General features: G+C 69.1%; 22 protein-coding genes. 12 read left to right on the top strand and 10 right to left on the bottom strand.

Features of this window, described 5'->3' with window-relative positions:
* Positions 1–14 precede the first annotated feature (14 nt).
* Both KME78_RS32405 and KME78_RS32400 read right to left on the bottom strand, forming a co-directional pair.
* Positions 15–245, bottom strand: a complete 231-nt coding sequence (locus KME78_RS32405; RefSeq protein WP_219533205.1) for an EF-hand domain-containing protein — start codon at positions 243–245, stop codon at positions 15–17.
* Positions 242–2,440 carry a molybdopterin cofactor-binding domain-containing protein gene (locus KME78_RS32400; RefSeq protein WP_219533204.1) on the bottom strand — a complete coding sequence of 733 codons (2,199 nt, stop codon included), beginning with the start codon at positions 2,438–2,440 and terminating at the stop codon, positions 242–244. The genes KME78_RS32405 and KME78_RS32400 overlap by 4 nt, the downstream gene beginning before the upstream one ends.
* 93 nt (positions 2,441–2,533) lie before the next feature.
* Here KME78_RS32400 and KME78_RS32395 point away from each other — a divergent pair, with 93 nt between their 5' ends.
* From KME78_RS32395 to KME78_RS32375, 5 genes are all read left to right on the top strand, one after another.
* A complete protein-coding gene (locus tag KME78_RS32395; RefSeq protein ID WP_219533203.1) occupies positions 2,534–4,060 on the top strand; it encodes a helix-turn-helix domain-containing protein in 1,527 nt (508 codons plus the stop codon).
* Positions 4,061–4,394: 334 nt separating this feature from the next.
* Complete coding sequence (locus KME78_RS32390; protein WP_219533202.1) at positions 4,395–5,678, top strand: helix-turn-helix domain-containing protein; 1,284 nt, start codon at positions 4,395–4,397, stop codon at positions 5,676–5,678.
* 44 nt (positions 5,679–5,722) lie between these two features.
* Entirely contained in the window at positions 5,723–6,328 is a 606-nt protein-coding gene (locus KME78_RS32385) for a copper resistance CopC family protein (protein WP_219533201.1), read from the top strand.
* A complete protein-coding gene (locus tag KME78_RS32380) occupies positions 6,325–8,301 on the top strand; it encodes a bifunctional copper resistance protein CopD/cytochrome c oxidase assembly protein (protein WP_219533200.1) in 1,977 nt (658 codons plus the stop codon). The genes KME78_RS32385 and KME78_RS32380 overlap by 4 nt, the downstream gene beginning before the upstream one ends.
* A gap of 205 nt (positions 8,302–8,506) precedes the next feature.
* Positions 8,507–8,896: a sensor histidine kinase gene (locus KME78_RS32375; protein WP_219533199.1), complete on the top strand. Its 390-nt coding sequence runs from the start codon at positions 8,507–8,509 to the stop codon at positions 8,894–8,896.
* Here the strand turns inward: KME78_RS32375 and map are convergent.
* Positions 8,883–9,731: a type I methionyl aminopeptidase gene (map, locus tag KME78_RS32370; RefSeq protein ID WP_219533198.1), complete on the bottom strand. Its 849-nt coding sequence runs from the start codon at positions 9,729–9,731 to the stop codon at positions 8,883–8,885. The two genes, KME78_RS32375 and map, sit on opposite strands and share 14 nt — an antisense overlap.
* A gap of 32 nt (positions 9,732–9,763) precedes the next feature.
* Here map and KME78_RS32365 point away from each other — a divergent pair, with 32 nt between their 5' ends.
* From KME78_RS32365 to KME78_RS32355, 3 genes are all read left to right on the top strand, one after another.
* Positions 9,764–9,940: a hypothetical protein gene (locus KME78_RS32365; RefSeq protein ID WP_214637972.1), complete on the top strand. Its 177-nt coding sequence runs from the start codon at positions 9,764–9,766 to the stop codon at positions 9,938–9,940.
* 393 nt (positions 9,941–10,333) lie between these two features.
* Positions 10,334–10,684 carry a hypothetical protein gene (locus KME78_RS32360; protein ID WP_219533197.1) on the top strand — a complete coding sequence of 117 codons (351 nt, stop codon included), beginning with the start codon at positions 10,334–10,336 and terminating at the stop codon, positions 10,682–10,684.
* A 362-nt stretch (positions 10,685–11,046) separates the two neighbouring features.
* Entirely contained in the window at positions 11,047–12,048 is a 1,002-nt protein-coding gene (locus KME78_RS32355; RefSeq protein ID WP_219533196.1) for an NAD(P)-dependent alcohol dehydrogenase, read from the top strand.
* Here the strand turns inward: KME78_RS32355 and KME78_RS32350 are convergent.
* Positions 12,011–12,667: a cyclase family protein gene (locus tag KME78_RS32350; RefSeq protein WP_219533195.1), complete on the bottom strand. Its 657-nt coding sequence runs from the start codon at positions 12,665–12,667 to the stop codon at positions 12,011–12,013. The two genes, KME78_RS32355 and KME78_RS32350, sit on opposite strands and share 38 nt — an antisense overlap.
* Positions 12,664–12,915: a CBU_0592 family membrane protein gene (locus KME78_RS32345; protein ID WP_219533194.1), complete on the bottom strand. Its 252-nt coding sequence runs from the start codon at positions 12,913–12,915 to the stop codon at positions 12,664–12,666. Before KME78_RS32345 ends, KME78_RS32350 begins: the two co-directional genes overlap by 4 nt.
* A 73-nt stretch (positions 12,916–12,988) precedes the next feature.
* Here KME78_RS32345 and KME78_RS32340 point away from each other — a divergent pair, with 73 nt between their 5' ends.
* Positions 12,989–13,942 carry a LysR family transcriptional regulator gene (locus KME78_RS32340; RefSeq protein ID WP_219533193.1) on the top strand — a complete coding sequence of 318 codons (954 nt, stop codon included), beginning with the start codon at positions 12,989–12,991 and terminating at the stop codon, positions 13,940–13,942.
* Here the strand turns inward: KME78_RS32340 and KME78_RS32335 are convergent.
* A complete protein-coding gene (locus KME78_RS32335; protein ID WP_219533192.1) occupies positions 13,939–14,517 on the bottom strand; it encodes a hypothetical protein in 579 nt (192 codons plus the stop codon). The two genes, KME78_RS32340 and KME78_RS32335, sit on opposite strands and share 4 nt — an antisense overlap.
* 211 nt (positions 14,518–14,728) lie before the next feature.
* Here KME78_RS32335 and KME78_RS32330 point away from each other — a divergent pair, with 211 nt between their 5' ends.
* Positions 14,729–15,877, top strand: a complete 1,149-nt coding sequence (locus KME78_RS32330) for a lipase family protein (RefSeq protein ID WP_219533191.1) — start codon at positions 14,729–14,731, stop codon at positions 15,875–15,877.
* Between the two features lie 55 nt (positions 15,878–15,932).
* Here the strand turns inward: KME78_RS32330 and KME78_RS32325 are convergent, their stop codons facing one another.
* Positions 15,933–16,883 carry a LysR family transcriptional regulator gene (locus KME78_RS32325; RefSeq protein WP_219533190.1) on the bottom strand — a complete coding sequence of 317 codons (951 nt, stop codon included), beginning with the start codon at positions 16,881–16,883 and terminating at the stop codon, positions 15,933–15,935.
* Between the two features lie 94 nt (positions 16,884–16,977).
* Here KME78_RS32325 and KME78_RS32320 point away from each other — a divergent pair, with 94 nt between their 5' ends.
* Positions 16,978–18,177, top strand: a complete 1,200-nt coding sequence (locus tag KME78_RS32320) for a cysteine desulfurase-like protein (protein WP_219533189.1) — start codon at positions 16,978–16,980, stop codon at positions 18,175–18,177.
* Between the two features lie 3 nt (positions 18,178–18,180).
* Here KME78_RS32320 and merB read toward each other — a convergent pair whose 3' ends face one another.
* The 3 genes from merB to KME78_RS32305 form a co-directional block, all read right to left on the bottom strand.
* Positions 18,181–18,861 (bottom strand): organomercurial lyase, encoded by a 681-nt coding sequence (gene merB / locus KME78_RS32315; protein ID WP_219533188.1) that lies wholly within the window; start codon positions 18,859–18,861, stop codon positions 18,181–18,183.
* A gap of 246 nt (positions 18,862–19,107) precedes the next feature.
* Complete coding sequence (locus KME78_RS32310) at positions 19,108–20,460, bottom strand: cellulase family glycosylhydrolase (protein WP_246652502.1); 1,353 nt, start codon at positions 20,458–20,460, stop codon at positions 19,108–19,110.
* A gap of 245 nt (positions 20,461–20,705) precedes the next feature.
* The gene (locus KME78_RS32305) at positions 20,706–21,383 is read right to left on the bottom strand and encodes a hypothetical protein (protein WP_219533187.1); all 678 of its coding nucleotides are present in this window, start codon (positions 21,381–21,383) and stop codon (positions 20,706–20,708) included.
* Between the two features lie 465 nt (positions 21,384–21,848).
* Between KME78_RS32305 and KME78_RS32300 the strand changes: the two genes are divergently transcribed.
* Positions 21,849–23,117: an IS110 family RNA-guided transposase gene (locus KME78_RS32300; RefSeq protein ID WP_219533186.1), complete on the top strand. Its 1,269-nt coding sequence runs from the start codon at positions 21,849–21,851 to the stop codon at positions 23,115–23,117.
* Positions 23,118–23,290 lie beyond the last annotated feature (173 nt).

The following is a 23,290-nucleotide window of genomic DNA, read 5'->3' as shown; positions in this document are numbered from 1 at the left end:
GGGCCGCCGGTACGTCATGCTTCGTGCTTGCCGCCGCCCACCAGGGCGATGAACTCCTCCAGGCCGATCCGGCCGTCGCCGTCCTTGTCGGCGGCGTCGATGAACGCGCTGATCTCACCGTCGTCGACGCCGTGCCCGCCGAGGGCCGCGTTGACCTGCCTGATCTCGCTGGTCGACAGCAGGCCGTCGCCGTCGGTGTCGAACCGCTCGAACTCCGCCTTGGCCGCGTCACGTGCGCTGGTCATTCGGATTCCTCCCCGAAGTCAATCCCCTTATCGAACAGGGCGATATCTTCCGGTCTGATGGGAACGCGCGTCAACCGCCGCCCGGTCGCCGCCCGCACCGCCGCCGCGATGGCGGGCGTGGACGAGAGCGTCGGCGGCTCACCTGCGCCACGCAGGCCGTACGGGGCGGCGGGGTCGGGATTTTCGAGGATTTTCAGCGCCATCGGCGGCATGTCGAGGATGGTGGGGATCAGGTAGTCGGTGAACGACGGGTTCAGCAGCCGCCCGTCACGCAGCTGGATCTCCTCCATCAGCGCCAGCCCGAGCCCCTGCGCCGAGCCGCCGTGGATCTGGCCCTCCAGCGCCTGCGGGTTCAGGATCCGCCCCACATCCTGTACGGCCGCCAGCTCGACCACCTTGACCAGGCCCAGCTCGACGTCCACGTCCACCACGGCTCGGTGCACGCACAGGGCGAGCTGGGTGTGCGAGTCGCCCTGCCCGGTCTCGGGGTCCATCGGGAACGTGGGCCGGTGCCGATACTCCCGCGTCTCCTCGATCGGCCCGTACTTCTCCAGCGCCTCCCTGGCCGGCAGCCCCTCGAAGCGGGCCCGGACCGCCTCGCAGGCGGCCTTCACCGCCCCGCCGGTGACGTACGACTGCCGCGAGGCCGAGGACGAGCCCGCCGAGCCCACCGTCGTGTCGGCCGTGGCCACGGTCACGTCCTCGACGCCCAGCTCGGTCCTGGCGATCTGGGCCTGGATCGTCACCAGGCCCTGGCCCACCTCGGCCGCCGCGGTGTGCACGGTGACGTGCGGTTCGCCGCCGATCAGCTCGGCCCGGACCCTGGCCGTGGAGTAGTCGTCGAAGCCTTCGGAGAAGCAGATGTTCTTGATGCCGACGCCGTACCCGACGCCGCGTCGTACGGACTCGCCGTGGGTGGTCTGCGAGACGCCGCCCGGCAGCGCGCGCAGATCGGTCCCCAGGGAAGGCGGGAGGGGCATCGCGGCGAGCTCGCGGAGCATGCCGGCCAGCGGTGCGGGCGAGTCGATGATCTGGCCGGTGACCAGCGACGAGCCTTGCGAGACCGCGTTGCGTACCCGGATCTCGATGGGCGACAGGCCGCACGCCTCGGCCAGGAGGTCCATCTGCGACTCGTACGCGTAGCACGCCTGCACCGCGCCGAACCCGCGCATCGCCCCGCACGGCGGGTTGTTGGTGTAGACGCCGGTGGCGTCGATGCGGACGTTCGGCACCTCGTACGGACCGGCGCCGAGCGAGGCGGCGTTGCCGACCACGGCGGGGGAGGAGGAGCAGTACGCGCCGCCGTCGAGCAGGATGTCGGCCTTGACGTAGACGAGCTTGCCGTCGCGGGTGGCGCCGTGCTCGTAGCGCATCCAGGCGGGGTGGCGGTGTACGTGGCCGTAGAACGACTCCTCCCGGCTGTAGACGATCTTCACGGGGCGGTTCAGCCGGAGCGCCAGCATGCAGGCGTGGGCCTGCATCGACAGGTCCTCGCGGGCGCCGAACGCGCCGCCGACGCCCGACAGCGTCAGCCGTACCTTCTCCGGCGGCAGGCCCAGGCAGGGGGCGAGCTGGTCGCGGTCCACGTGCAGCCACTGGGTGGCGATGTACAGGTCCACGCCGCCGTCCTCGGCGGGCACGGCCAGGCCGGACTCGGGACCGAGGAACGCCTGGTCCTGCATGCCGACCTCGTACTCGGCCGTCACCACGACGTCCGCCTCGAAGGTGTCGCCCACCCGCACCGGCTGGCGCCGGACGAAATCCCGGGACTCGCGGGGATCCGTCACGGCGGGGCGGGGCTCGTACTCGACCACGATCGCCGCGGCGGCCCTGCGCGCGGTCTCCGGATGGTCGGCGCCCACCAGCGCGACCGGCTCGCCCACGTAGCGGACCTGGTCGATGGCGAGCACGGGCTGGTCCTTCAGCTCCAGGCCGTAGAACTTCTCGCCGGGCACGTCCTCGTGCGTCAGCACCGTGAACACCCCGGGGATCGCCAGCGCCGGCCCGATGTCGATCGAACGGATCCACGCCGAGGCATGCGGGCTGCGCAGCGTCGCGCCCCACACCATGCCGTCGAGCCACAGGTCGGAGGCGTACGCGAACTCGCCCGTCACCTTCAGCGTCGCGTCTGGCCGTCGCGCGCTCTCGCCCACACCCATGGATCCAAGACGCGTCCCGGTCGCCGTTTCGGTCATCCTCCGAGTAGAGCACCGGCGTGCGGGCGGTCCTATGCGTGTGACGTTAAATCGAGGTCAGAGCTTGCCCGATCGACTTGTATATTCCTCCAAGTGCGCATCAGTGACCTGCTGGCCATCGGCGAGCTGCGCCTCAGGCTCCTGACCGGCGACCCGGCCACGGAGTTCACCGGCGTGCACATCACCGACCTGCCCGAGCCGGGGCGCTACCTGTCCGGCGGCGAGCTGGTGCTGACGGGGATGATGTGGCGCACCTCGCCGGATGACTCGGCCCGCTTCGTCGCCGCGCTGGTCGAAGCCGGGGTCGCCGCGCTCGGGGCCGGTCAGGCGTGGCTCGGCCACGTCCCCGCTGACGTCGTGGCGGCGTGCGCGGCGGCCGGGCTGACGCTCATCGAGGTGCCCACCGAGACCTCGTTCCGTACGGTCGCCGAGCTCGTCGTGCCCCGCCTGTCCGGCGACGTGCGCGACGCGCTCGGCCGCCACCGCCGCCTGCTCGCCGCCGTCGCCGAGGGCGCCGCGCTGCCGGAGCTGTTCGCGCTGACCGCGGCCGAGCTCGGCGTCACGGGCTCCGTCGTCTCCGCCTCCGGCCAGGTGATCGTGGGTGCCATCGAGGATCCGGTACGTCCGGCCCGCGCGTACCTGACGGCGTCCCGGCTGCCCTGTCTCGTCGGCGAGCACACGATCTTCGGCGTCGGGCGCGGCCACCGGGCCGCGGGCTGGGTGCTGGCCTGCGACGGCGACCTGCTGGACCGGCCCGACCTCGGCTACGAGCTGGCGGACTGCGTCGCGGTCGAGCGCAGCAGGATGGAGGAGGGCCGCCGCGTCGAACGGCGGCTGGCCGCGCAGCTCGTCACGGCCGCGCTGGCCGAGGCGGGGCAGGCCGAGCTGGACGCCGGGCTCCGCACCTGCGGGCTCGACGCCGCCGAGCCGTACGCGATCGTGAACGTCACCGTCCTGCCGGCGGGCAGGCCGGGAGAGCCGGACCCGGCGGGCAGGACGGGCGGGCCGGACCCGGCGGGCGGGACGGACGCGGCGGAGCTGGGCGGGCAGGTGGTGGAGGAGCTGCTGGGCCGCGAGGTCGTCGCGGCGGTGCGGCCGGACGGCGCGGTGGCGCTGGTGCCGTTGCGGGGCTCGACGGTGAGCGGGGTGGCCGAGCGATTGCGAGCCGGGGTGGAGGTGCTCTCCGCGCTGCCCGGCACGCGGGTCTGCGTCGGACTGAGCGGTGCGCTCACCGGTGCGGCGGCCGTGAAGGGCGGGACGGGGGAGGCCGGGCACGCCAGGCGGCTGGCGGAGGCGCGGGGTGGCGGCGTGGTGACCAGCGACGAGATCTACACCCACGCCCTGCTGCTGGCCACGACCCCTGGCGATGTGCGGCGCTCGTTCGCCGACCGGCTGCTCGCGCCTCTGCTCGACTACGACGGGCGGCACCAGTCCGAGCTGGTGCGGACGCTCAGCACGTTCCTCGACTGCGCGGGCTCGTGGAACGCGTGCGCCGAACGGATGCACGTGCACGTCAACACGGTCCGTTACCGGATCAGACGGGTGGAGGAGCTGACGGGCCGTGACCTGTCGACGATGACAGATCGCGTCGACTTCTTTCTGGCGCTCAGGGCGGGCTGACGGCCGGACGCCCCGGGTGGGGGGTGGCGCACTCGGGCGGGAGAGTTCGGGGCGCTGCGGAGGTGGCGATCACGACGGGCGGCAGCGGCGCCAGACGCGGCGGTGCGGTGACGATGTGCTGCGATCAGGTGGTCGGCGACAACCTAGCAACAATCGATGACATCGAAGGTGGTGTAGGGAGACGATTGGGCGTCTGCGGTCGTAGCATTGGTGGTTGCGACCAGAACGGTAGCAATCAGGGCAGCAAGTGCTGACAGGATAAGACGCGTGCGCATCTAAGGCTCCCTCGCCAATATGTGTTGTGCGTTTGTCATCATCGCAAGGAGCGGCAACTGTGACCACATCGGACCTGGTCGGACTCCGTATTAAGACAGTTCGGCGACAGCGTGGCCTGTCACAGGCGCAGCTCGCGCACCCAGAGCTATCGGACAGTTACGTCTCCTTGATCGAGAGTGGCAAGCGTACCCCGACTCCCGCCGTTCTTGAGCTGCTGGCCCAGAAGCTGGACTGCTCGCTCTCCTACCTGGTCAATGGTGTGACCGCCGAACAGATGGAGGACATCGAGCTCGCTCTCGGCTACGCCCGGCTGGCCCTGGAGAACGGTGAGGTCTCCGAGGCGCGTACACGCTTCGCCGAGCTCATGGCGAACAATAACCTGACAGGTCTCACGTCTCTCCGTCAAGACACCGAATTCGGACTTGCCCTGGCCACCGAGGCCTGCGGCGACCACGCCGGGGCCATCGCCCTCCTCGACCGGCTGAACGCCGAGGACATCTCGCCCGACCGCCGCATCGAGGTGTCCATCGCGCTGTGCCGTGTCTATAAGAGGAGCGACAGACTGACCGAGGCCGTCGAGATCGGGGAGAGCATCCTCAGCGGGCCGACCCGGCCGGCCTGGTCCGATCTGATCATCGAGCTGGGCGCCTCTCTGCTCGGTGCCTATGTGGGACGCGGCGACCTGCTGCGCGCCCGCCAGTTCGCCGCCGAGCTGCTGAACGCGGCCGACCTGCTCGGTACGCCGAGGTCGATGGTCGCCGCGTGCTGGAACGCCGCCATCGTGGCCGAGACCACCGGGCACGGCGAGGAGGCTCTCGGCTTCGCCGAGCGCGCTCTGGCCGTCCAGTCCGAGACCGGCCACCCGCGCAATCTCGCCAGGATGCGCCAGGCGTACGCGGCGCTGATGCTCAGGGCCAGGCCGTCGGCGGCCAAGGAGGCCCGCCAACTGCTCATCAAGGCGGACCAGGAGCTGGCCCAGTCCTCCGCCAGCACGGCCGACCGCGCCAGCTGCCTGGTGGAGCTGGCCCGCGCCGAGATCCTGGACGGCAACTACGAGCAGGCCATCAGGTACGCGCGATCCGGCACGGAGCTGCTGCCCGAGACCGCCAGGACCCTTGACGCCGAGCTGCGCCTCGTCCTCAGCCGCACCTACGGCGGCCTCGGCCGGTTCGGCGAGGCGGAGCACGAGCTCGACGCCGTTCGCCAGTGGATCAGGCCGCTGCCCGACAGCCGCAAGGGCGCCGGGATCTGGTACGCCGCCGCCGAGACCATGGAGCAGCTCGGCGACGCCGACGGCGCCGTGGAGGCCTACCAACGAGCTCTGGCCTGCGCGGGCCTGTAGCGAGGTCGGGACCGGGCGGCGACGTCGGTAGCCTTGGGGGTGTCATGAAGAGATCCCCGTTCGCGGCTCTTACCGCGCTTCTCGCCGCCCTGGTCCTGCTGGGCACCGCAGGACCGGCTCTGGCCCACGACGCTCTGAAGAGCAGCGACCCGGCCAAGGACGCCACGGTCGAGTCCCTCGACAAGGTCAGGCTCGAGTTCACCTCCCCCGTCCGCATACCGGTCGTGATCGTGCGCGGCCCCGGCGGCACCGCTTACCAGAGCGGCGATCCCGACGCCGGTGGCAAGGTGGTGACGCAGGAGCTGAAGGGCACGCTGCCCAACGGGAAATACACGATCGCCTACCGCGTCGTCTCCTCCGACGGTCACCCGATCGAGGGGGAGATCCCGTTCACGGTCAAGGGGGCGCCGTCGCCGTCGCCTTCCCCGAGCGCGGAGTCGCAGGCGCCCGTCACCCAGGAGCCGGCTTCCTCAGCGCCTTCCCAGGCGGCGTCGCAGGCGCCGGCCGACCGGGCGGTGGCCGCGGAGACCACGACCTCGGCGTCCTTCCCCGTGTGGCTGCTCATCGTGGTCGGCGCGCTCGTCGGCGTCGGCATCGGCTTCCTGTTCAGCGCGCGGAAGAAGCCGCCCGCGGACAAGAAGAAGCCATGACCAGGGCCGCGCGCCTAGCGCTCGCGGCGGTGGGGGCGGCGCTCGTCGCCCTGGTGATCGCCATGGTCGCCGGCGGCGCGGCGTTCCCCCGGATCATCCCCGGCCTGCCCGACGCCGGCCCGATCACCCGCTGGGGGCTGCCGGTCTCCAAGCTGTGGATGGACGCGGCGGGCGTGGTCACCATCGGCCTGCTGCTGGCCGCGGCCATGCTGCTGCCCAACGACAAGGGCCTGCTCGGCAAGACCGCGCTCGGCTACGTCAAGGCCGCCTCCTGGAGCGCGATGTCCTGGGCCGCCGCCGCGTTCGCCGCGATCGTGTTCGGGGCGGCCGACTTCTTCGCCCGCCCGGTCACCGAGGTCTTCGAGTCCAACTACCTGACCGGCTTCGCCACCCAGTACAGCCAGGGCATCTCGCTCACGCTCGTGGTGCTGTTCGGGGTGGCCATCGCGCTGTTCTCGCGGGGCGCCATCACCGCCGGGGCCGCGGCCGGCCTGCTGGTGCTCGCGCTGGCCACACTGCTGCCCCCGGCCCTCACCGGTCACTCCTCCTCCTCGCCCAACCACGACCTGGCCACCTCGGGGCTGTCGCTGCACCTGCTCGCGCTGTCGCTGTGGGTGGGCGGCCTCGCCGTGGTGGCGCTGCACGCCGTACGGAAGCTGCCGCAGCTGGAGATCGCCGCGGCCAGGTTCTCCAGGCTCGCCCTGTGGTGCTACGTCGGGGTCGGCGTGTCCGGGGTGTTCAGCGTGCTCGCCCGGCTGACCGCCGTCTCCGATCTCTGGACGTCGGCGTACGGCGTGCTGATCGTGGCGAAGATCATCGCGTTCGTCCTGCTCGGCTACGTGGGCTGGTGGCACCGGCAGCGCACTCTGGGCGGGCTCGCCGCGGGCCGCCACGGCGCGTTCACCCGGCTGGCTGTCGGCGAGCTCCTGCTGATGTCCGCCACCATGGGCCTGGCCGTCGTGCTCTCGCGCACCGCGCCGCCGCCGGTCAGCCTGCCCGCCGACCGGGCCTTCGACCTGCTCGGGTTCCCGATGCCGCCGCCGATCACGCTCGGCAACCTGGCCTCGCTCTGGTGGCTCGACCTGTTCTTCGCGGTGGTCGCCGCCGCCCTGGCCGGCCTCTACGCGGCCGGGGTCATCAGGCTGACGCGGCGTGGCGACCGCTGGTCGTGGGGCCGCACCGCCGCCTGGTTCAGCGGGGTGGCGCTGCTGGTCGTGGCCACCCAGAGCGGGGTGGCCCGCTACGCCAAGGTCATGTTCGACGTGCACATGGTCGAGCACATGACGCTGTCCATGGTCGTGCCCATCCTGCTGGTCCTCGGCGGTCCCGTCACGCTGGCGCTGCGCGCGCTCAAGCCGGCCGCCAAGCGCGGCGACCGGGGGCCGCGTGAGTGGCTGACGACGATCCTGCACAGCGGGTTCGTCAAGGTGGTCGGCCATCCGGCCATCGCGACGGCCATCTTCATCGCCTCGACGTACGCGCTGTACTTCACGCCGCTGTTCGAGTCGGCCATGGAGGAGCATCTCGGGCACATCTTCATGACCCTGCACTTCCTGCTCAGCGGCTCGCTGTTCTTCTGGACGATCATCGGGGTCGACCCGGCTCCGCACCGCCTGCCGTACGTGGGCAAGTTGCTGGTGCTCTTCGTCACGATGCCCTTCCACGCGTTCTTCGGGATCGCGCTGATGATGACCGGCACCGTGATGGCCTCCGGCTGGTACGACCAGCTCGGCCGTACGTGGGGCGGGCCGCTGCTGGAGGATCAGCAGAACGGCGGCGCGATCGCGTGGGGGTTCGGCGAGATCCCGACCCTGATGGTGCTGCTGGCGATCGCCCTGCAGTGGTACCAGGACGACGAGCGGCAGGCGCGCCGGGCCGACCGCAGGGCCGATCGCAGCGGCAAGGGCGACCCCGAACTCGCCTCCTACAACGACTACCTCGCCAAGCTCAATCGTGGTGACAGCGGCTCATAGCCGTTCGGCCATGGCCTTCTATCCTCACCCGCACGTAACCGAACCGCCGGGTAGCCTTGCTCGCAGGGGAGACGGGCATAACCTCATGAGCTGTGTGCGTAAGCCTGGAGGGGGAATGCGCGCACGCGCATGGGACATCGGCATGGGGGCCGATGGGCTGCCCATGTGCTCAGAGAGGCGATAAGAGTTGTCGAAAGAGACGCGCATGCGCGGGGGGCAAAGCCTGGCGGAGGCGCTGGAGACCTACTTGGCGGAGTGGTCGGAGCGCACGGGCATCGCCGTTGAGACCTGGGCGCTGCCCTCGACCGACGTGCCGTCGCGCATCGCGGCGGGCGTCCTGGCCGCCATGCGCGAGGCGCTCAGCAACGTCGAGACCCACAGCGGCGCGAGACTCGTCTCCGTCGCGGTGACCTCGGGCGCGAGCGGCCTGCGGATGACGATCCGGGACCACGGCGAGGGCTTCGCCACGCTCAGGGCGGGCCGCGGCATCGCGCGGATGCGGGCCACGTTCACCGAGCTGGGCGGCAGCCTGTCGGTCACCGGCACGCAGGGGGAGGGCACCACCGTCAGCGGCGTGGTGCCTAGGCGAGGGTGAGGATCTCGCTGCCCGTGTCGGTCACCACGAGCGTGTGCTCGAACTGGGCCGTGCGCTTGCGGTCCTTGGTCACGGCGGTCCACTTGTCGGGCCAGATGTCGTAGTCGATCGTGCCCAGCGTCAGCATCGGCTCGATCGTGAACGTCATGCCCGGCACCAGCTCGACCCGCAGCGACGGGTCGTCGTAGTGCGGCACCATCAGGCCCGAGTGGAAGGTGGTGCCGATGCCGTGCCCGGTGAAGTCGCGCACCACGCCGTAGCCGAACCGCTTGGCGTACGCCTCGATGACCCGTCCCACCACGTTGAGCTGCCGGCCCGGCGCGACCGCCTTGATCGCCCGCATCATCGCCTCGCGCGTGCGCTCGACCAGCAGCCGCGACTCCTCGTTGACGTCGCCCACCAGGTAGGTCGCGTCGGTGTCGCCGTGGACGCCGCCGATGTAGGCGGTGATGTCGACGTTGACGATGTCGCCGTCACGCAGCACGGTATCGTCGGGGATGCCGTGGCAGATCACCTCGTTGATCGAGGTGCACAGCGACTTGGGGTAGCCCTTGTAGCCGAGCGTGCTCGGGTAGGCGCCGTGGTCGATGAGGAACTCGTGGCCGATCCGGTCCAGCTCGTCGGTCGTGACACCGGGCTGAGCGTGCTTGCCGACCTCCTCCAGCGCCTGCGCCGCGATCCGGCCGGCCACCCGCATCAGCTCGATCGTCTCCGGGCTCTTGACGTCGGACTCGCCGGTCTTGGGGCGCTGCTTGCCGACGTACTCCGGCCGCTGGATGTGGGCGGGAACCTTGCGGACGGGCGAAACTCGCCCTGGCTGGAGCAATGTCGTCATGAAAGGCAAGTCTACGGGGCAGGAATGATCCTGTGAGCGATGGCCAGTGGTGGTTCTGCCTCAAGCACATGCGCGTCGAGCCTGACCAGGGCTGCCCGAACAAGGACCGCATGGGCCCCTACGAGAGCGAACAGGAGGCAGCCGGCGCCCTGAAGCGCGCCTCCGACCGCAACAAGGCGTGGGACGAGGCCGACGGGGACGACGACTAGGCTGACGATCTCCGCAGCTCCTGGCATCGGTGGACCTGAGGGCCGATGTCAGGTTTCGTGCTGCCCGCTTACGGCCGGCTGAGACCGATGCCCTGTGACTCCAATTCGTTGCATCGGACAAACGCGCCCAAAATAGACCAGCCCTTTAACGGACAAATGCATATGCAGTCCGCATAAGGCCACGGTTTAAAACGCTGACGGCGATTAGCCGAAAAAATCGAGGCTGGCCATCGGCGGAGAGCGTGAGATATAAAGTCCAAGGCAACGAAAGGGGGCGCGGCTCCGATGTAAAAATTGAATTGTTTTCGCATCGTCGGCCGGCGGTCCGGAGCTCCAGATGGGGATGGCAATGGACCGCGGTGAAAACCACAAAAGAGAGGGATGGCAAATTCCATGAAGACGAACACGCGAGTGGCCTCGGTCGCACTCATGCTCGGCCTCTTCGGCTCCGCGCTGGTGGGTGGCGCCTCCATGGCGCAGGCCACCGGCGGCTACTCCTGCTCCAATGGTCTCGCCAACGTCGTCACCTGCAACAACACGGTCGCCGGGGTTCCCGTGAAGCTCAACATCACCGGCAACCGGGCGCTCAACGGCAACGAGATCGGCATCCTCCAGAACAACCTCAACAAGACCACCGTGAACTTCGCGGTCATCAAGGATTCGGTGTTCAACACCTACTCCTCGTTCAGCCCGACGGTCATCATCAAGAAGATCAACATCTGCATCGCGTCCACCTGCAAATAATTCGCGACCGGGCTCGGATGAGAGCCCGGAAGTGAAGGGGCGCAGAGAATAGTAAGGCTACGGCGGGCCGCTGACCGGGCGGCGGCTCGCCGTAGTCTGCTTTTCGTGGCATTCTTTATTGCCGGGCTTTTATTAATCGACTTTTCGGCGCGTTAGTTGGTGAATCTGGGCTCGGGTAGGGGGGTCCGGGCCCCGGGCGGCCACCGCATGATCTTCAGATCGCACCTGAATGATCACCGCGGTGGCCATCTCCGCGTCGGCGGGCCCTCGGCCGCGGGGCGGTGTAAAAGTTTCTAGACATGAGGTCAAAGATTTGCTACCTTCGAGATGTCAAAGATTCTGTACATCGAGGAGGTTTCATCATGAAAGCGATCGCCCAGGACGTCTACGGCTCGGCCGACGTCCTCCAGTTACGCGAGGTGGCCCAGCCGTCGATCGGAGCGGACCAGGTGCTGGTCCAGGTGCGTGCCGCCGGGGTGGACCCGGGCGTGTGGATCTGCATGACCGGCCGGCCGTACGGGGCGCGGGTCGCGTTCGGGCTGACCAAGCCCAGGGTGGCGGTGCGCGGCCGGGCGCTGGCCGGGGTGGTGACGGCGGTCGGCTCCGGCGTGCGGCGGTTCCAGCCCGGTGACGAGGTGTACGGCACCAGCTCGGGCGGCACGTTCGCCGAATACACCGCCACCGCGAGCGGGCGGCTCGCCCTCAAGCCGCCCAGGCTGTCGTTCGAGCAGGCCGCGGCGGTGCCCATCTCCGGGGTGACCGCGCTGGAGTGCGTCCGCGACGGCGGCCGGGTGCGGGCCGGGCAGAAGGTGATGGTCATCGGCGCGGCCGGCGGCATCGGGTCGTTCGCGGTGCAGATCGCCAAGGCGTCCGGCGCGAAGGTGACCGGCGTGTGCGGCGCCGACAAGATGGACCTGGTGCGCTCGCTCGGCGCCGATGAGGTCATCGACTACACCCGCGAGGAGGTCGACCGCGCCGGGCCCAGCCACGACGTGATCATCGACATCGCCGGGTGCCGCCCGCTGTCACTGCTGCGCCGCGCCCTGACCCCGCGCGGGACGCTGGTGCTGGCCGGCGGCGGACATGACGCCGGCGGACTGCTCGGTGGCTACACCCGCCAGTTGCGCGCGCCCCTGGTCTCGATGTTCACCAGCCAGCATCTGCGTGGCCTGGCCTCCAGGGAACGCGCCCAGGAGCTGGAGGAGCTCGCGCAGCTGATCGAGTCCGGCGCGGTCACCCCGGTGGTCGGCCGCACCTACCCCCTCGCCGACGCCGCGGACGCCATCCGCCACCTCGCCGAAGGCCACCCCACCGGGAAGATCGTCATCACCGTGGACGCTGAGGAAGCACCGCGTACGCCCTGACGGGGAACGTCCCCATGCCCGCCACCATCGGCGGCGCGGCGTGGAAGCGGAAGCCCTCATCCGGCAGCGCCGCGAGCCCGGTCAGGTGCTCGACCAGCGGAATGCCCGCCTGGAGCAGCACCGAGTGGGCCGGACGCGGGCCGCGCGACGGGGTGTCGTCGATGTTCAGCGAGTCGATGCCGACCAGCGCCGCGCCCTGCTCGGCCAGCCAGGTCGCCGACTCGGGCGCGAGATAGGGGTGCTGGTGCTGATACTTGTCGGTGCCGAAGTGCCGGTCCCACCCGGTCTGGATCAGCACGGCCCGGCCGCGTACGTCCAGCCCCTCGTCGAGGACGACCTGCCTGACGCCCTCGGCGCGTACCACCAGTCCCGGCAGGTCGGCGAGCTTGCTCAGCGGGACCTGTGAGAGGTCTTGGCCGTCGGCGTAGCGGTGGTGCGGGGTGTCCAGATAGGTGCCGGTGTTGGCGGCCAGTGTGATCATCCCGATGTGGAACTGGGTGCCCGGCTCGTAGATCTCGCGCGAGGCCTCCCTGCTGAGGTGCGTGCCGATCACCGGCCCAGGAATGCCCGGGTACGTCACCATGCCGTCGGTGATGCGGTGGCTGAGTTCGACGATCATTTGGCGATTCCGATCTTGACGAGCTTGTAGAGGGCCGTGGTGCCGATCAGGGCCCAGACCAGGTTCAGGCCGGCCGAGGGCCAGGCGGCGTTGCAGGCGCTGTTGACCATCAGGCCGATCGAGCCGGCCAGGTTGACGAGCTGGTAGGGGGTGCCGTTACTGGACATCCGGGACGCGGAGATCATGGCGTACCCGAACAGGAGTAACGCGGCGCCCAGCCAGCCGATCACGTCAACGAGGAAGCTCATGAGCGCAATTGTCAGGATTTAATGCGCTGAAGCGCAAATAAAGATTGCTAAAGGTTGGCGTAAGCTGATCTGTATGGACATCGACCCCCGCCGGCTGCGTGTCCTGCATGAGGTCGCCCGCCGGGGCGGCGTCATGCGCGCGGCCGAAGCCCTGTTCCTGACGCCGTCGGCCGTCTCCCAGCAGCTCGCCCAGCTCGAACGCGAGGTGGGGCTCGCCCTCATCGACCGCTCGCAGCGCCGCGTCTCGCTCACCCCGGCGGGCCGGGTGCTCGCCGGATACGCCGAACGCGTCGAGGACGAGCTGGCGGAGGCCCGGCGCGAGCTCACCCGTTTCACCGAACGGCTGGCCGGACCGGTGCGGATCGCCGCCTTCCCGACGGTGATCAAGCACCTGCTGCTGCCCGCCATGCGCGACCTGGCCGCCCGTCACCCCAAGATCGCTCCGGTCATCCATGAGGTGTACGGGCCGCCCGCGCTGCAGGAGCTGCGGCTGGGGGCCGTGGACGTGCTGATCACCGAGCAGGACATGAGCCTGCCGGTGCTGGCGCAGCCGTCGCTGGCCACCCGTGCCCTGTACGTGGACGAATATCGCATCGTGATCCCGCCCGACTGGCCCGAACCGCGCACGGTCGCCGACCTGGCGGAGCTGCCGTGGGTGGCGAGCGAGCCCGAGCAGGCGTGCGGGCAGGCGCTCGACCGGCTCGCCGGGCTGCATGGGTTCGAGCCGCGCAAGGTGCACGTGATCACTGAGTTCGACCCCACGCTGGCGCTGGTGGCGGCCGGGTACGGGGTGGCGATCGTGCCGTCGCTCGCCCTGCTGGACGTGCCGGAGGGGGAGGTGCGGGTCAGCGAAGTGCGGGACGTGGGGTCGCGGCGGTTGGACGCCGTCACGCGGGTCAGTCGTACGAGATCGGGGGAGCCGGATCCGGTGCAGGCGGTCGTGATCGGCGCGATCGAGGACGCCACCGCCGCGCTCGACGCCAACCTCGTCGGCCACCTCCACGCTACTGGGCCGCTCGATACCTAGTCGGCGACTTGGGGGCCGTTGACCTTCTCCAGCAGGCGGGCCAAGCGCTCGCGCAGCCCCGGACGTTGCGGCAGCTCGCCCGCGGCCATGCTGACCAGGTGCTGGGCGCCGTCGAAGGTGATCGGCCCGAGCCGCGGCACGGCGATCGCGTCGTGCGCCAGCCCCTTCAGCGCCGTGTCGCCCCCCTCCAACGCCAGGATCGTCGCTCCCGTACGGCGGGCATCGTCGACCCGTTCGAGCAGCGGGTCGGGCGCCTCCTGCTCGGCCACCACGAACAGCGTCTCGCCCCGCCCCGCCTGCTGGATCCGGTCGAGCCCGACCCGCAGATGGGCCGGGCCGTCGGCGCGCGGCGCCCAGCGGACCAGCGTGGGGGCGAGTTGCGGCAGATCGGACAGCCGGGCCTCGTCCGAGAGGTGCGCGGTGAGGTGCCATGGCTCGTCGTCGGGCGTGCCCACCAGCAGCAGGCCGCCGGGCGAGCGGGTGGTCCGCAGTGCCAGGCCGAGCTCGCGGGTGCGCTCGACCCAGCCGGTTTCGGCGAGGAGTTCGCGCAGAAAGGTCACCGAGCCAGCATCCATCCGTCCATGGTGCCCGACGCCCGCGGTCGAGTTCACCGTTTCCCGGCGGCCCGGTGATGCGGTGGTGGCCAGTGTTATGTGGCGTGGGAGGCAGTCTGAGACCGGCTCGGGTTAGCCGTGTTTTCGGGCCTTGACATGAGGTTACCGACGGGTAACGATCGGCTCGCGGCGCCGACTTCCCATGAGTGAACCCCACGGAGAGGGGTGGCACATGAGGTTACGTGTCCGCGCCAGCCTGTCCATGATCATCGTCCTGATCGCGTCCTTCGTCGCTACCCAGCCGGCCCGCGCGGCCGCGGCCGGGGACGTGGTCAGCGCCCAGCCCACCACCGTCTACCTGCTGCCGGGCAAGCTGCTCGAAGTCCCGGTGAACGCCTGGCACCTGCTCTACCGCTCGACCTCCGCCACCGGCTCGCTGAACGCGGTGTCCGGCACCCTGCTCGTACCCAAGGCGGGTTACGCGCTGGGCAAGCGCCCGATCATCGGGTACGCCACCGGCACCCACGGCCTCGGCGACCAGTGCGCCCCCTCGGTCAGCATGAGCAAGGGCGGTGAGGCCGAGCTCGCGCTGGTCAGCCTGTTCCTGCTCAAGGGGTTCGCGGTGGCCATCACCGACTACGAGGGCCTCGGCACGCCCGGCCTGCACACGTACATGGCCGGGATCTCGCAGGGCCACGCCGTACTGGACTCGATCAGGGCCGCCACGAAGGTGTCGGGCTCGGGCCTGTCCACCGGCGGGCCGGTCGCGGTGATGGGCTACTCGCAGGGCGGCGCGTCGGCCGCGTGGGCCGCCCAGCTCCAGCCGTCGTACGCGTCGGAGCTGAAGCTCAAGGGTGTGGCCGCCGGCGGAGTCCCCGCCGACCTGCGCGCGGTGGCGGCCCACCTCGACGGCGATGCCAACTTCGGCCTGGCCGCCGCGGCCGGGATCGGCCTGGACGCCGCCTACCCGGAGCTCAACATCCAAGCCGACCTCAACGACCGCGGGCGAGCGCTGCTCGCGGACGCCGCCGATGACTGTGTGGGTGACCTGGAGAGCAAGCTGGCCGGTCTTCGCTTCTCCGACCTGAGCCCCGTGGATCTGATGAACCAGCCCAAGTGGCTGGCCCGGCTCAATGAGAACCGGCTCGGGGCGGTCGCGCCGCGGGTGCCGATGTTCATCTACCACGCTCAGGGGGACGAGATCATTCCGCAGGCGATCTCGGCCACCTTGCGATCGGAGTACTGCCGGGCGGGGGTCAACGTGCGGTGGGTGTCGCTTCCGGCGCCCAGTCATGTGACGGGGGCCATTGAGGGTGGGCCGTTGGCCATCGAGTGGCTCGGGCTCCGGGTGCTCGGGTTGCCGGCGTTCGGCAACTGCTAGATCTCATCGGGCTCGGCGCGTACCCCTCCATCCTGCGCCGGGCCCGGTGCCTCTTCTACGGCTTGGCGAACGAACCTTCGCCGGACGACTGCGCGCTCTCCACGGCACCGGCCAGGAGCGTGACCAGCTCGTTGGCGATCGGGGGGCGGGCGCCGGGTCTGCTGACGGCGAGGATCTCCCGGTGGAGCGGAGTGACCCCGGGCGGCAGAACCACCCTCTCGATCCCGGCGTCGTGTCCCGCGCCGAGGAGCGTGGCCGGGATCAGGCCCACCGCGAGACCTGCTCGGATCATGGCGAGCATGCTGTGCAGGTCCTCGGTCTCCAGCGTCACCTGGGGCGCGATCCCGAGCTCCCCGGCCCAGCGGAGCAGCAGCCGCCGGTCGGGATTGTGCGCGTGGCCGGAGACCCACTCACGTTCCAGGCATTCGGCCAGCTCCACCGGGTGTCGGCGCCCCGGCTCGGCACCTGTGACCAGGAGCAGCGGTTCGCGCCCCAGGACGGTGATCGTCAATGCCTCGGACGGGGCCGGTGGGTCCTCGGGCAGGTAGCGGTAGGCGATGAGCAGGTCCATGTCCCCTGATTTCACCCTCGGCACCCCCTCGTCCGTCTCCACGACGATGAGCCGGATCCGGGGACCCGGGCGCCGAGCCCTGAGCGTGGACAGGATCTCCGGGAGGAGGTAGGTCATGGCGCTGGGGTAGGTCCCGACGCGTAGTTCGGCGATCTCGCGGTTCGCGATGCCGTCGGCGGTGTCCTGGAACCGCGCGGTCGCATCGAACAGCGTCTCGGTCGCCTGGGCGAGGGAGCGGCCGGCCGCGGTGAGGATCAGCCGGCTGCCGGGGCGGCGGACGATCAGTTCGATGCCCAGGTCGCGCTCCAGCGCGGCGATGTGCTGGGACACCGCCGAGGGCACGTAGCCGAGCGCCGCCGCGGCCTCGGCCATCGAGCCTTGGCGCACGACGGCCAGAAAGGTGGACAGGAGCTTCAGATCCGGCTGAGACTTCATGGATCATGAACTTTCTCTTCGAGATCCATCGCTTTACGTGGTCGCGAGGTCGAGGCCAGAGTAAAGGCACCCCGCCTGACAGAAAGCCGAAGCCATGGCCATCGACCTCACCGCCCTCCGGGCCCATTTCCCCTCCCTCGACACCGGCCTCGCCTACTTCGACGGGCCGGCCGGAACGCAGACCCCCCGCCCCGTCGCGGACGCCATCGCCGCGACGCTGACCGGCCCCCTGTCCAACCGGGGAACCATCAGCCCGTCCGAGCTCAACGCCGAGCGCGCCGTCACGGACTTCCGCGCGGCCTACGCCGACCTGCTCCACCTGCCCGCGAACGGCATCGTCCACGGCCGCAGCGCCACCCAGCTCACCTACGACTTCTCCCGCCACCTGGCCAAGAGCTGGAAAGCGGGCGACGAGATCATCCTCAGCCGTCTGGACCACGACGCCAACGTCCGTCCCTGGATCCAGGCGGCCGAGCGTGCCGGAGTGACGGTCCGCTGGATCGAGATCGACGCCGGCACCACGGAGCTGGACCTCGACTCGTACGACCGGGCCCTCTCAGCGCGCACCCGGCTGGTCGCGGTCACGGCGGCCTCCAACGTGCTGGGCACCAAGCCACCCGTCCGCCGGATCGCCGACCGGGCCCACGAGGTCGGCGCCCTGGTGTACGTGGACGGAGTCCACTACGCCGCGCACCACCTCGTGGACGTGCCCGCTCTCGGGGCCGATCTGTTCGTCTGCTCGCCGTACAAGTTCCTGGGACCGCACTGTGGGGTACTCGCGGCAGCGCCCGGGTTTCTCGAAACCCTGCGCCCGGACAAGCTCCTGCCGTCCACTGACGCCGTGCCGGAGCGTTTCGAGTTCGGCACGCTCCCCTACGAGATTCTGGCGGGCGCCACCGCCGCCGTCGACTTCCTGGCGGCGATGGACCCGGGTACGGGGGCCTCGCGCAGGGAGCGGCTGACGCGGTCGCTGGGCTCGATGCATGAGCACGAGCAGTCGCTGCGGACGAGACTGCAGGAGGGTCTGCGGGCCTTCGGCGACGCGGTCACCCTGCACTCGAACGCTCCTGACCGCACCCCGACGCTTCTCATGACGCTTGAGGACCGCGACGCACGCGAGGCTCAGACGCACTTGGTGGCGCGCGACGTGGTGGCAGCGGCCGGGTCGTTCTACGCTTACGAGCCCTTTACCGCGCTGAAGCTCAAGGACCCCGCATTGCGCGTTGGTCTGGCGCCGTACAACACCACCGATGACGTGGACCGGCTCCTGGATGGCCTCGCCGCCTTCCTCTGACTCTCAGTCAGGCAGCCCCCAGAAAGATCCGTGCAGGCCGACCTCGGCGAAGTAGGCGAAGGCGGAGTCGGGGTCGCGGCGGGTGTAGCCCGGTTCGAGGCGTCCGGTGTACCAGTCGCGGGCGAGGCGCCACAGGGTGCCCAGATCCATGACGTAGCCGCGCTCCTGGGCCGTTCGCCGCAGCCAGGTGTCGACGCAGTCGGTGGAGCAGAACAGACGCTGGTTGGCGCAGGTGTGGACGACATCGTCCCAGGCCCGGTGCATGGGGGTGAGGAAATGGGCTACCTGGGTGCCTCTTTGCGGGGGTGCGTCTCGGCCGATCACCCAGGCGTGTGGGGTGTCGCAGGCCGGACAGCGGGTGGCGACCAAGACGTCGGGCTCGTCCTGGAGCAGGTGGGGGATGGCGAAGGAGTCCCAGGCGCAGCCGCCCCACCACAATGTGGTCGCCCCCATGACGGAGAAGCCGAGCGGCACGGAGGCGAACGGGTGGGCCATCACGACCTGGTCGTTGTCCTGCGGGTTCAGGACCACGTCATGGCTTCCGTGAAGGGCGTGTAGTTCCTGACGTACCTCGTCGAGGGCGAGTCCGGTGAGTGCGGCCAGTTCCGGCACGCTCGGAGCACGGCCGGTGCGGGCGAATCCGTGGTAGACAGCCAGGCGGACCCTCTCCGTTCCTGAGCTCATTCTGGTGATTCCTTCGCTGGAAGTTGAGGTGATGGTGTCCAGGGTGCGCCTTGAGGAGGTCCGGGGTCTTGAACGCTCGTGCGGCGCAATCAAGACTTTCCGGAGAACGCGCCTGCTACTGGCGGGTTCCCGGGCTGGAGGCCATGCACGCTCGCTTCGAGCACTACGCCTATCCGATGCACGCCCACGATCGGCCGCGCCACCCGCCACTGCGACGCGGGCGGCACGGCATGGATCGAGGAGGGGTCATGCCACCTGGCAGGCGGCTCCGTTGAGAGTGAACGAGGTGGGGGCGGCGGTGTTGCCGGTGTGAGTGGCCTGGAAGCCGATGGTGGTGGAGCCGCCCGGCGCGAGGTTGCCGTTCCAGCCGGCGTTGGTGGCGGTGACCTGGCCGTTGGTCGGCGCGTACGACGCGCTCCAGCCGTTGGTGATGGTCTGGCCGCTGGGCAGGCTGAACACCAGCCGCCAGCCGTTGGTCGCCGAGCTGCCGGTGTTGGTGATCGTGATATTGGCGGTGAATCCGGTGTTCCAGGTGTTCATCACGTACGCCACGCGGCATGAGCCTGACGGCGGGGGCGTGATCGTCGTGGTGACGGTCGGGGTGGCGCCGCCGTAGATGGTGGCCTGCTTGGCCGTGGCCTTGATGCCGTTGGCGCCGTTGAAGATCCGCTGGCCCCAGGTGGTGAGCTGGTTGGGGTCGAAGCCGGTCGCCATGTCCAGGATCGGGTCGGTGTTGCCGCTCCAGGACCAGCCGAGGTAGCCGAGGCCGCGGGCTGCCGCCTCGGACAACAATGTCTCGTGATCGACCTCACTGGCGCTGAACCGCCAGCCGAACTCGCCGATGACCAGTGGCCACCCGTTGGTCTGGAACCGGTTGAGGTAGTCGGTGATCGCCGCGGCGCTGTTGAACACGGCGTACATGTGGATCGACAGGACAGTGTTGTGCTGGCTGTCAGCGTTCAGGATGGTCTGGGCGTTGTCTCGCATGACGTACTGCCAGTCCTGGCCCCAGTTCGGCGCGTCGACCATGAGCAGGTGCTCGAAACCGTTGCCGCGCATCTTCTGGATGGCGGCGGTGGTCGCGCTGGTCCACTGGGCGGCGTTGGTGTTGCCGATCGGCTCGTTGCCGATGTTGATGACGACGTAGCTCTCCTGGCCCACCAGCGCGCTCTTCTGGCTGATCCAGTAGTTGACCGCCTCGTCCAGTGTCGCGGCCGCGCCATCCTCTCCGTATCCGGTGGTGTCGTGCACCTCCAGGACACAGATCAGCCGATTCTGCTTGCACAGGGAGATCACGTTGGCGACGTCGGTGGACGGGCCCCACCGCTTGCCACTGCCCAGCACCACGCGCACGGTGTTGGCCCCGAGGGCCTTGATGTTGGCGAACGAGCTGGTCTGGTTCGTGTACCAGACGTGTGGGTGGTTGACCCCGCGCATGATGAACTTCTGGCCGTTGGCCTCGACGATGTTCGTGCCGCTGATGTGGAGCCCCACCGCCGCGTGTGCGGGCTGGATGGCGGTGAACATGACGGTGCACAACGACACGGCTACGGCGACTAACGCCGCGCCGACCGAGGCAAGCCACGGCATCGATCTCATCGTGAATCTCCTCGCGGTCGGCAGTTCAGGGGCCTCCTGAAACGCACCCAGAATGTACGCAGAGCCGCTGCACCCGTACAGCTGCTGCCACACCGCCCCGCCAAGGCCCATCGAGCCCAGCCCAGCTCCCTAACCGTTAAGCGGCCTCAAGCTGGTCAAACCTGCCTAAGCGTTGCTCGCCGGGACTCACGTGACCATGAAAGTTCCACGCCCGGTTGGGAAGCCGAGATCGCGGATCTTGGGCGTTATCCCGGAGGGTTCGCTCGTGTGACGTCCGTGAGCAGTGCGGCTGCCCAGAGGAATACCTTGGGGTCGCCGAGACCGGAGTCGGTGAGCCATTGAGCGGCCCGGCGCGCGTCCTGCTCGTCCTGGATCAGTCCCCAGCGTCCCGGTTGGACACCGGTGGCCCGGTGGACGTCGGTGACGAGGCCTCCCAGGCAGGTCCAGGTGTGCCAGCGCCCGCTGTCGAAGCCGACCAGTTCGAACCCCAACCGCCGACTGCCGGGGGAGGGGAACCTCTCGTGCCGGGCCAGCCGTTCCGGGAGGCTCCCGGCCGATGTGTCCCAGCCGCCGTCGGCGATATCGGCCAGCAGCCCGGGAACATCGGCAGTGGCGAATCCGACCCCGAGCACGTGCAAGCCCGGCTTGCCGGCTTGATCGCGCGCGATCTCTGCCTCTTGAGGGCTGGCGAACCAGTCGTCCCAGCCACTGGGATCTACCGGCACCAGGTCCACTATGCAGTCGCTCAGCGACACCAGATCAGAACCGGGAAGGCCGACTTCTTGCCAGTCCTGCCGATCGGCGCGTGTAGCGATCCGATAGCCGGCGAGGGCGAAGCCGGGTTCCATCGAGCTATCCCCTTTCAAGATCAGTATTTTGTGACTGTCGATCTGACCGTTCTTCTGGCGCCCGGTCCCGTGCACGCAGCTCCAGCCTTGTGGTTTCGGTTGACCTTGAATACACCCTTCGAGGTTGATGTGATGTAGGTCACATGCACGTTTTTCTTTAGGAAAGCGCCTTCCATGACATGTCGGTTGGCCAGTGCGCATAGCACGCGTGCTTGACGGGTCCTGACCGTTGGTGTCGGGTAAGTGACCCTCCCATCGTTGACCGATCTTGGTTTGTCGATCACATTCCCAGTGATCGTCTTTATGTCTGCTTTAGTCTCCAATCTCCCCTGGTGGAGGAGGCCGTTCGGGCCTGAAAATCGGGGTGGTTGCCCGCTGACGTCGTATCTCCTTGGTCGTTGAGGCCGTGCTTTAGTCGGACGCCAGGAGCCGCGCCTGTGGGCCTTTCACTGTTGCTTCGAGCACGCGGATCAGATTCGTTACCGTCCCCTGCGGCTCCTGCGGGCAACCGCCCTCGTTCCCCAGCGGCAAGGAGGCCCGATGCTCGCTCAGACCCAGGACACCGAAGAGATCATCGACAGGGTCGCCGCCCTTGACATCGGCAAGGCCACTTTGGCGTGCTGCGCCCGCGTCCCCGACGAGAAGAACGCGAGCAGGCGGCTGCAGGAGGTGCAGACCTACGCCACGATGACACGCTCACTGTTGTCGATGGCCGATCGGCTGCGCTGCCTGGGCGTCACCAGAGTCGTCATGGAGGCCACCTCCGACTACTGGAAACCGGTGTTCTACCTGCTGGAGGCACACGGCTTTGAGGTATGGCTCGTCAACGCCCGCGACGTCAAGCACCTGCCCGGCCGGCCCAAGACCGACAAGCTTGACGCGGTCTGGCTGGCCAAGGTCGCCGAACGGCAGATGCTGCGCCCCAGTTTCGTGCCGCCGCCCGCGATCAGGTTGCTGCGTGACCTGACCCGCTACCGGGTGGACCTGGTGCAGGCCCGCACCGCCGAGAAGCAGCGGGTGGAAAAGCTTCTGGAGGACGCGCAGATCAAACTGAGTGTGGTTGCCTCCGACATCTTCGGCGTCTCCGGCCGGGCCATGATGGCCGCTTTGATCCGCGGAGAACGCAGTCCTAAGACGCTGGCACAGCTGGCGCGCTCCAGCCTGCGAGGCAAGATTCCCGCGTTGGAGGAGGCCTTCACCGGCCGCTTCTCTGATCACCACGCGTTCTTGCTGGCCACGATGCTGGCCCGGGTGGATGCGATCAACGTCGACATCGCTGCTCTGGATGAGAAGATCACTCAGCAGATCGCGCCCTTTGCCGCAGCGGTCGAGCGGCTGGACGAGATTCCCGGGATCGGGCTGACCGCGGCCCGCGCGATCATCGCCGAGATCGGCGTGGACATGGGCCGCTTTCCCACCGCCGCGCACCTGGCGTCCTGGGCGAAGTTCGCCCCCGGAGTCAAAGAGTCGGCAGGCAAGCGCAAGGGGAAGAACTCCACCGGGCATGGCAACCGCTACCTGGCCCGCACCCTTGGCGAAGCCGCAGTCGTGGTCGGCCGCACCGACACTTTCCTCGGTGAGCGCTACCGCCGGATCGTCCGGCGCAAGGGCAAGAAACGCGCCATCGTCGCGGTCGGGCGCTCCATCCTGGTCATCATCTGGCACCTATTGTCCGACCCTGATACGCATTTCATCGATCTCGGCGCCGACTTCTATGTCCGACGCACCAACCCCGACCGCAAGAAGCGCAACCACATCCGCGAGCTCGAAGCCCTCGGCTACCGCGTCACTGTCGAACCGGCTACCTGAGCGTCACGGTCCGCACCACCCAGCTCCGCATCGACATGTGAGGTTCGGGGACTGTACGGTTTTCGGTGTAACTCCTGATCAAGGAGAACGCACCTGATGAGTACTGTGATCCAGGCATCGACGGAGATCGACCTAGAGGACACCGCGGTGGCACGCAAGGAGCCCAAGGACGC

Origin of the sequence: Nonomuraea guangzhouensis, from assembly GCF_019396345.1 — a bacterium.
Classification (GTDB): domain Bacteria; phylum Actinomycetota; class Actinomycetes; order Streptosporangiales; family Streptosporangiaceae; genus Nonomuraea; species Nonomuraea guangzhouensis.
Note: the sequence above shows the minus strand (reverse complement) of the source record. Positions and strands in the feature narration are given on the sequence as shown.

Coding starts and splice junctions, on each gene's coding strand:
- KME78_RS32310 (WP_246652502.1), bottom strand. CDS start 20,460: ATGAGATCGATGCCGTGGCTTGCCTCGGTCGGCGCGGCGTTAGTCGCC.
- KME78_RS32400 (WP_219533204.1), bottom strand. CDS start 2,440: ATGACCGAAACGGCGACCGGGACGCGTCTTGGATCCATGGGTGTGGGC.
- KME78_RS32300 (WP_219533186.1), top strand. CDS start 21,849: ATGCTCGCTCAGACCCAGGACACCGAAGAGATCATCGACAGGGTCGCC.
- KME78_RS32335 (WP_219533192.1), bottom strand. CDS start 14,517: ATGGATGCTGGCTCGGTGACCTTTCTGCGCGAACTCCTCGCCGAAACC.
- KME78_RS32385 (WP_219533201.1), top strand. CDS start 5,723: ATGAAGAGATCCCCGTTCGCGGCTCTTACCGCGCTTCTCGCCGCCCTG.
- KME78_RS32325 (WP_219533190.1), bottom strand. CDS start 16,883: ATGAAGTCTCAGCCGGATCTGAAGCTCCTGTCCACCTTTCTGGCCGTC.
- KME78_RS32320 (WP_219533189.1), top strand. CDS start 16,978: ATGGCCATCGACCTCACCGCCCTCCGGGCCCATTTCCCCTCCCTCGAC.
- KME78_RS32405 (WP_219533205.1), bottom strand. CDS start 245: ATGACCAGCGCACGTGACGCGGCCAAGGCGGAGTTCGAGCGGTTCGAC.
- KME78_RS32380 (WP_219533200.1), top strand. CDS start 6,325: ATGACCAGGGCCGCGCGCCTAGCGCTCGCGGCGGTGGGGGCGGCGCTC.
- KME78_RS32340 (WP_219533193.1), top strand. CDS start 12,989: ATGGACATCGACCCCCGCCGGCTGCGTGTCCTGCATGAGGTCGCCCGC.
- KME78_RS32360 (WP_219533197.1), top strand. CDS start 10,334: ATGAAGACGAACACGCGAGTGGCCTCGGTCGCACTCATGCTCGGCCTC.
- KME78_RS32350 (WP_219533195.1), bottom strand. CDS start 12,667: ATGATCGTCGAACTCAGCCACCGCATCACCGACGGCATGGTGACGTAC.
- KME78_RS32375 (WP_219533199.1), top strand. CDS start 8,507: ATGCGCGGGGGGCAAAGCCTGGCGGAGGCGCTGGAGACCTACTTGGCG.
- merB (WP_219533188.1), bottom strand. CDS start 18,861: ATGAGCTCAGGAACGGAGAGGGTCCGCCTGGCTGTCTACCACGGATTC.
- map (WP_219533198.1), bottom strand. CDS start 9,731: ATGACGACATTGCTCCAGCCAGGGCGAGTTTCGCCCGTCCGCAAGGTT.
- KME78_RS32330 (WP_219533191.1), top strand. CDS start 14,729: ATGAGGTTACGTGTCCGCGCCAGCCTGTCCATGATCATCGTCCTGATC.
- KME78_RS32345 (WP_219533194.1), bottom strand. CDS start 12,915: ATGAGCTTCCTCGTTGACGTGATCGGCTGGCTGGGCGCCGCGTTACTC.
- KME78_RS32355 (WP_219533196.1), top strand. CDS start 11,047: ATGAAAGCGATCGCCCAGGACGTCTACGGCTCGGCCGACGTCCTCCAG.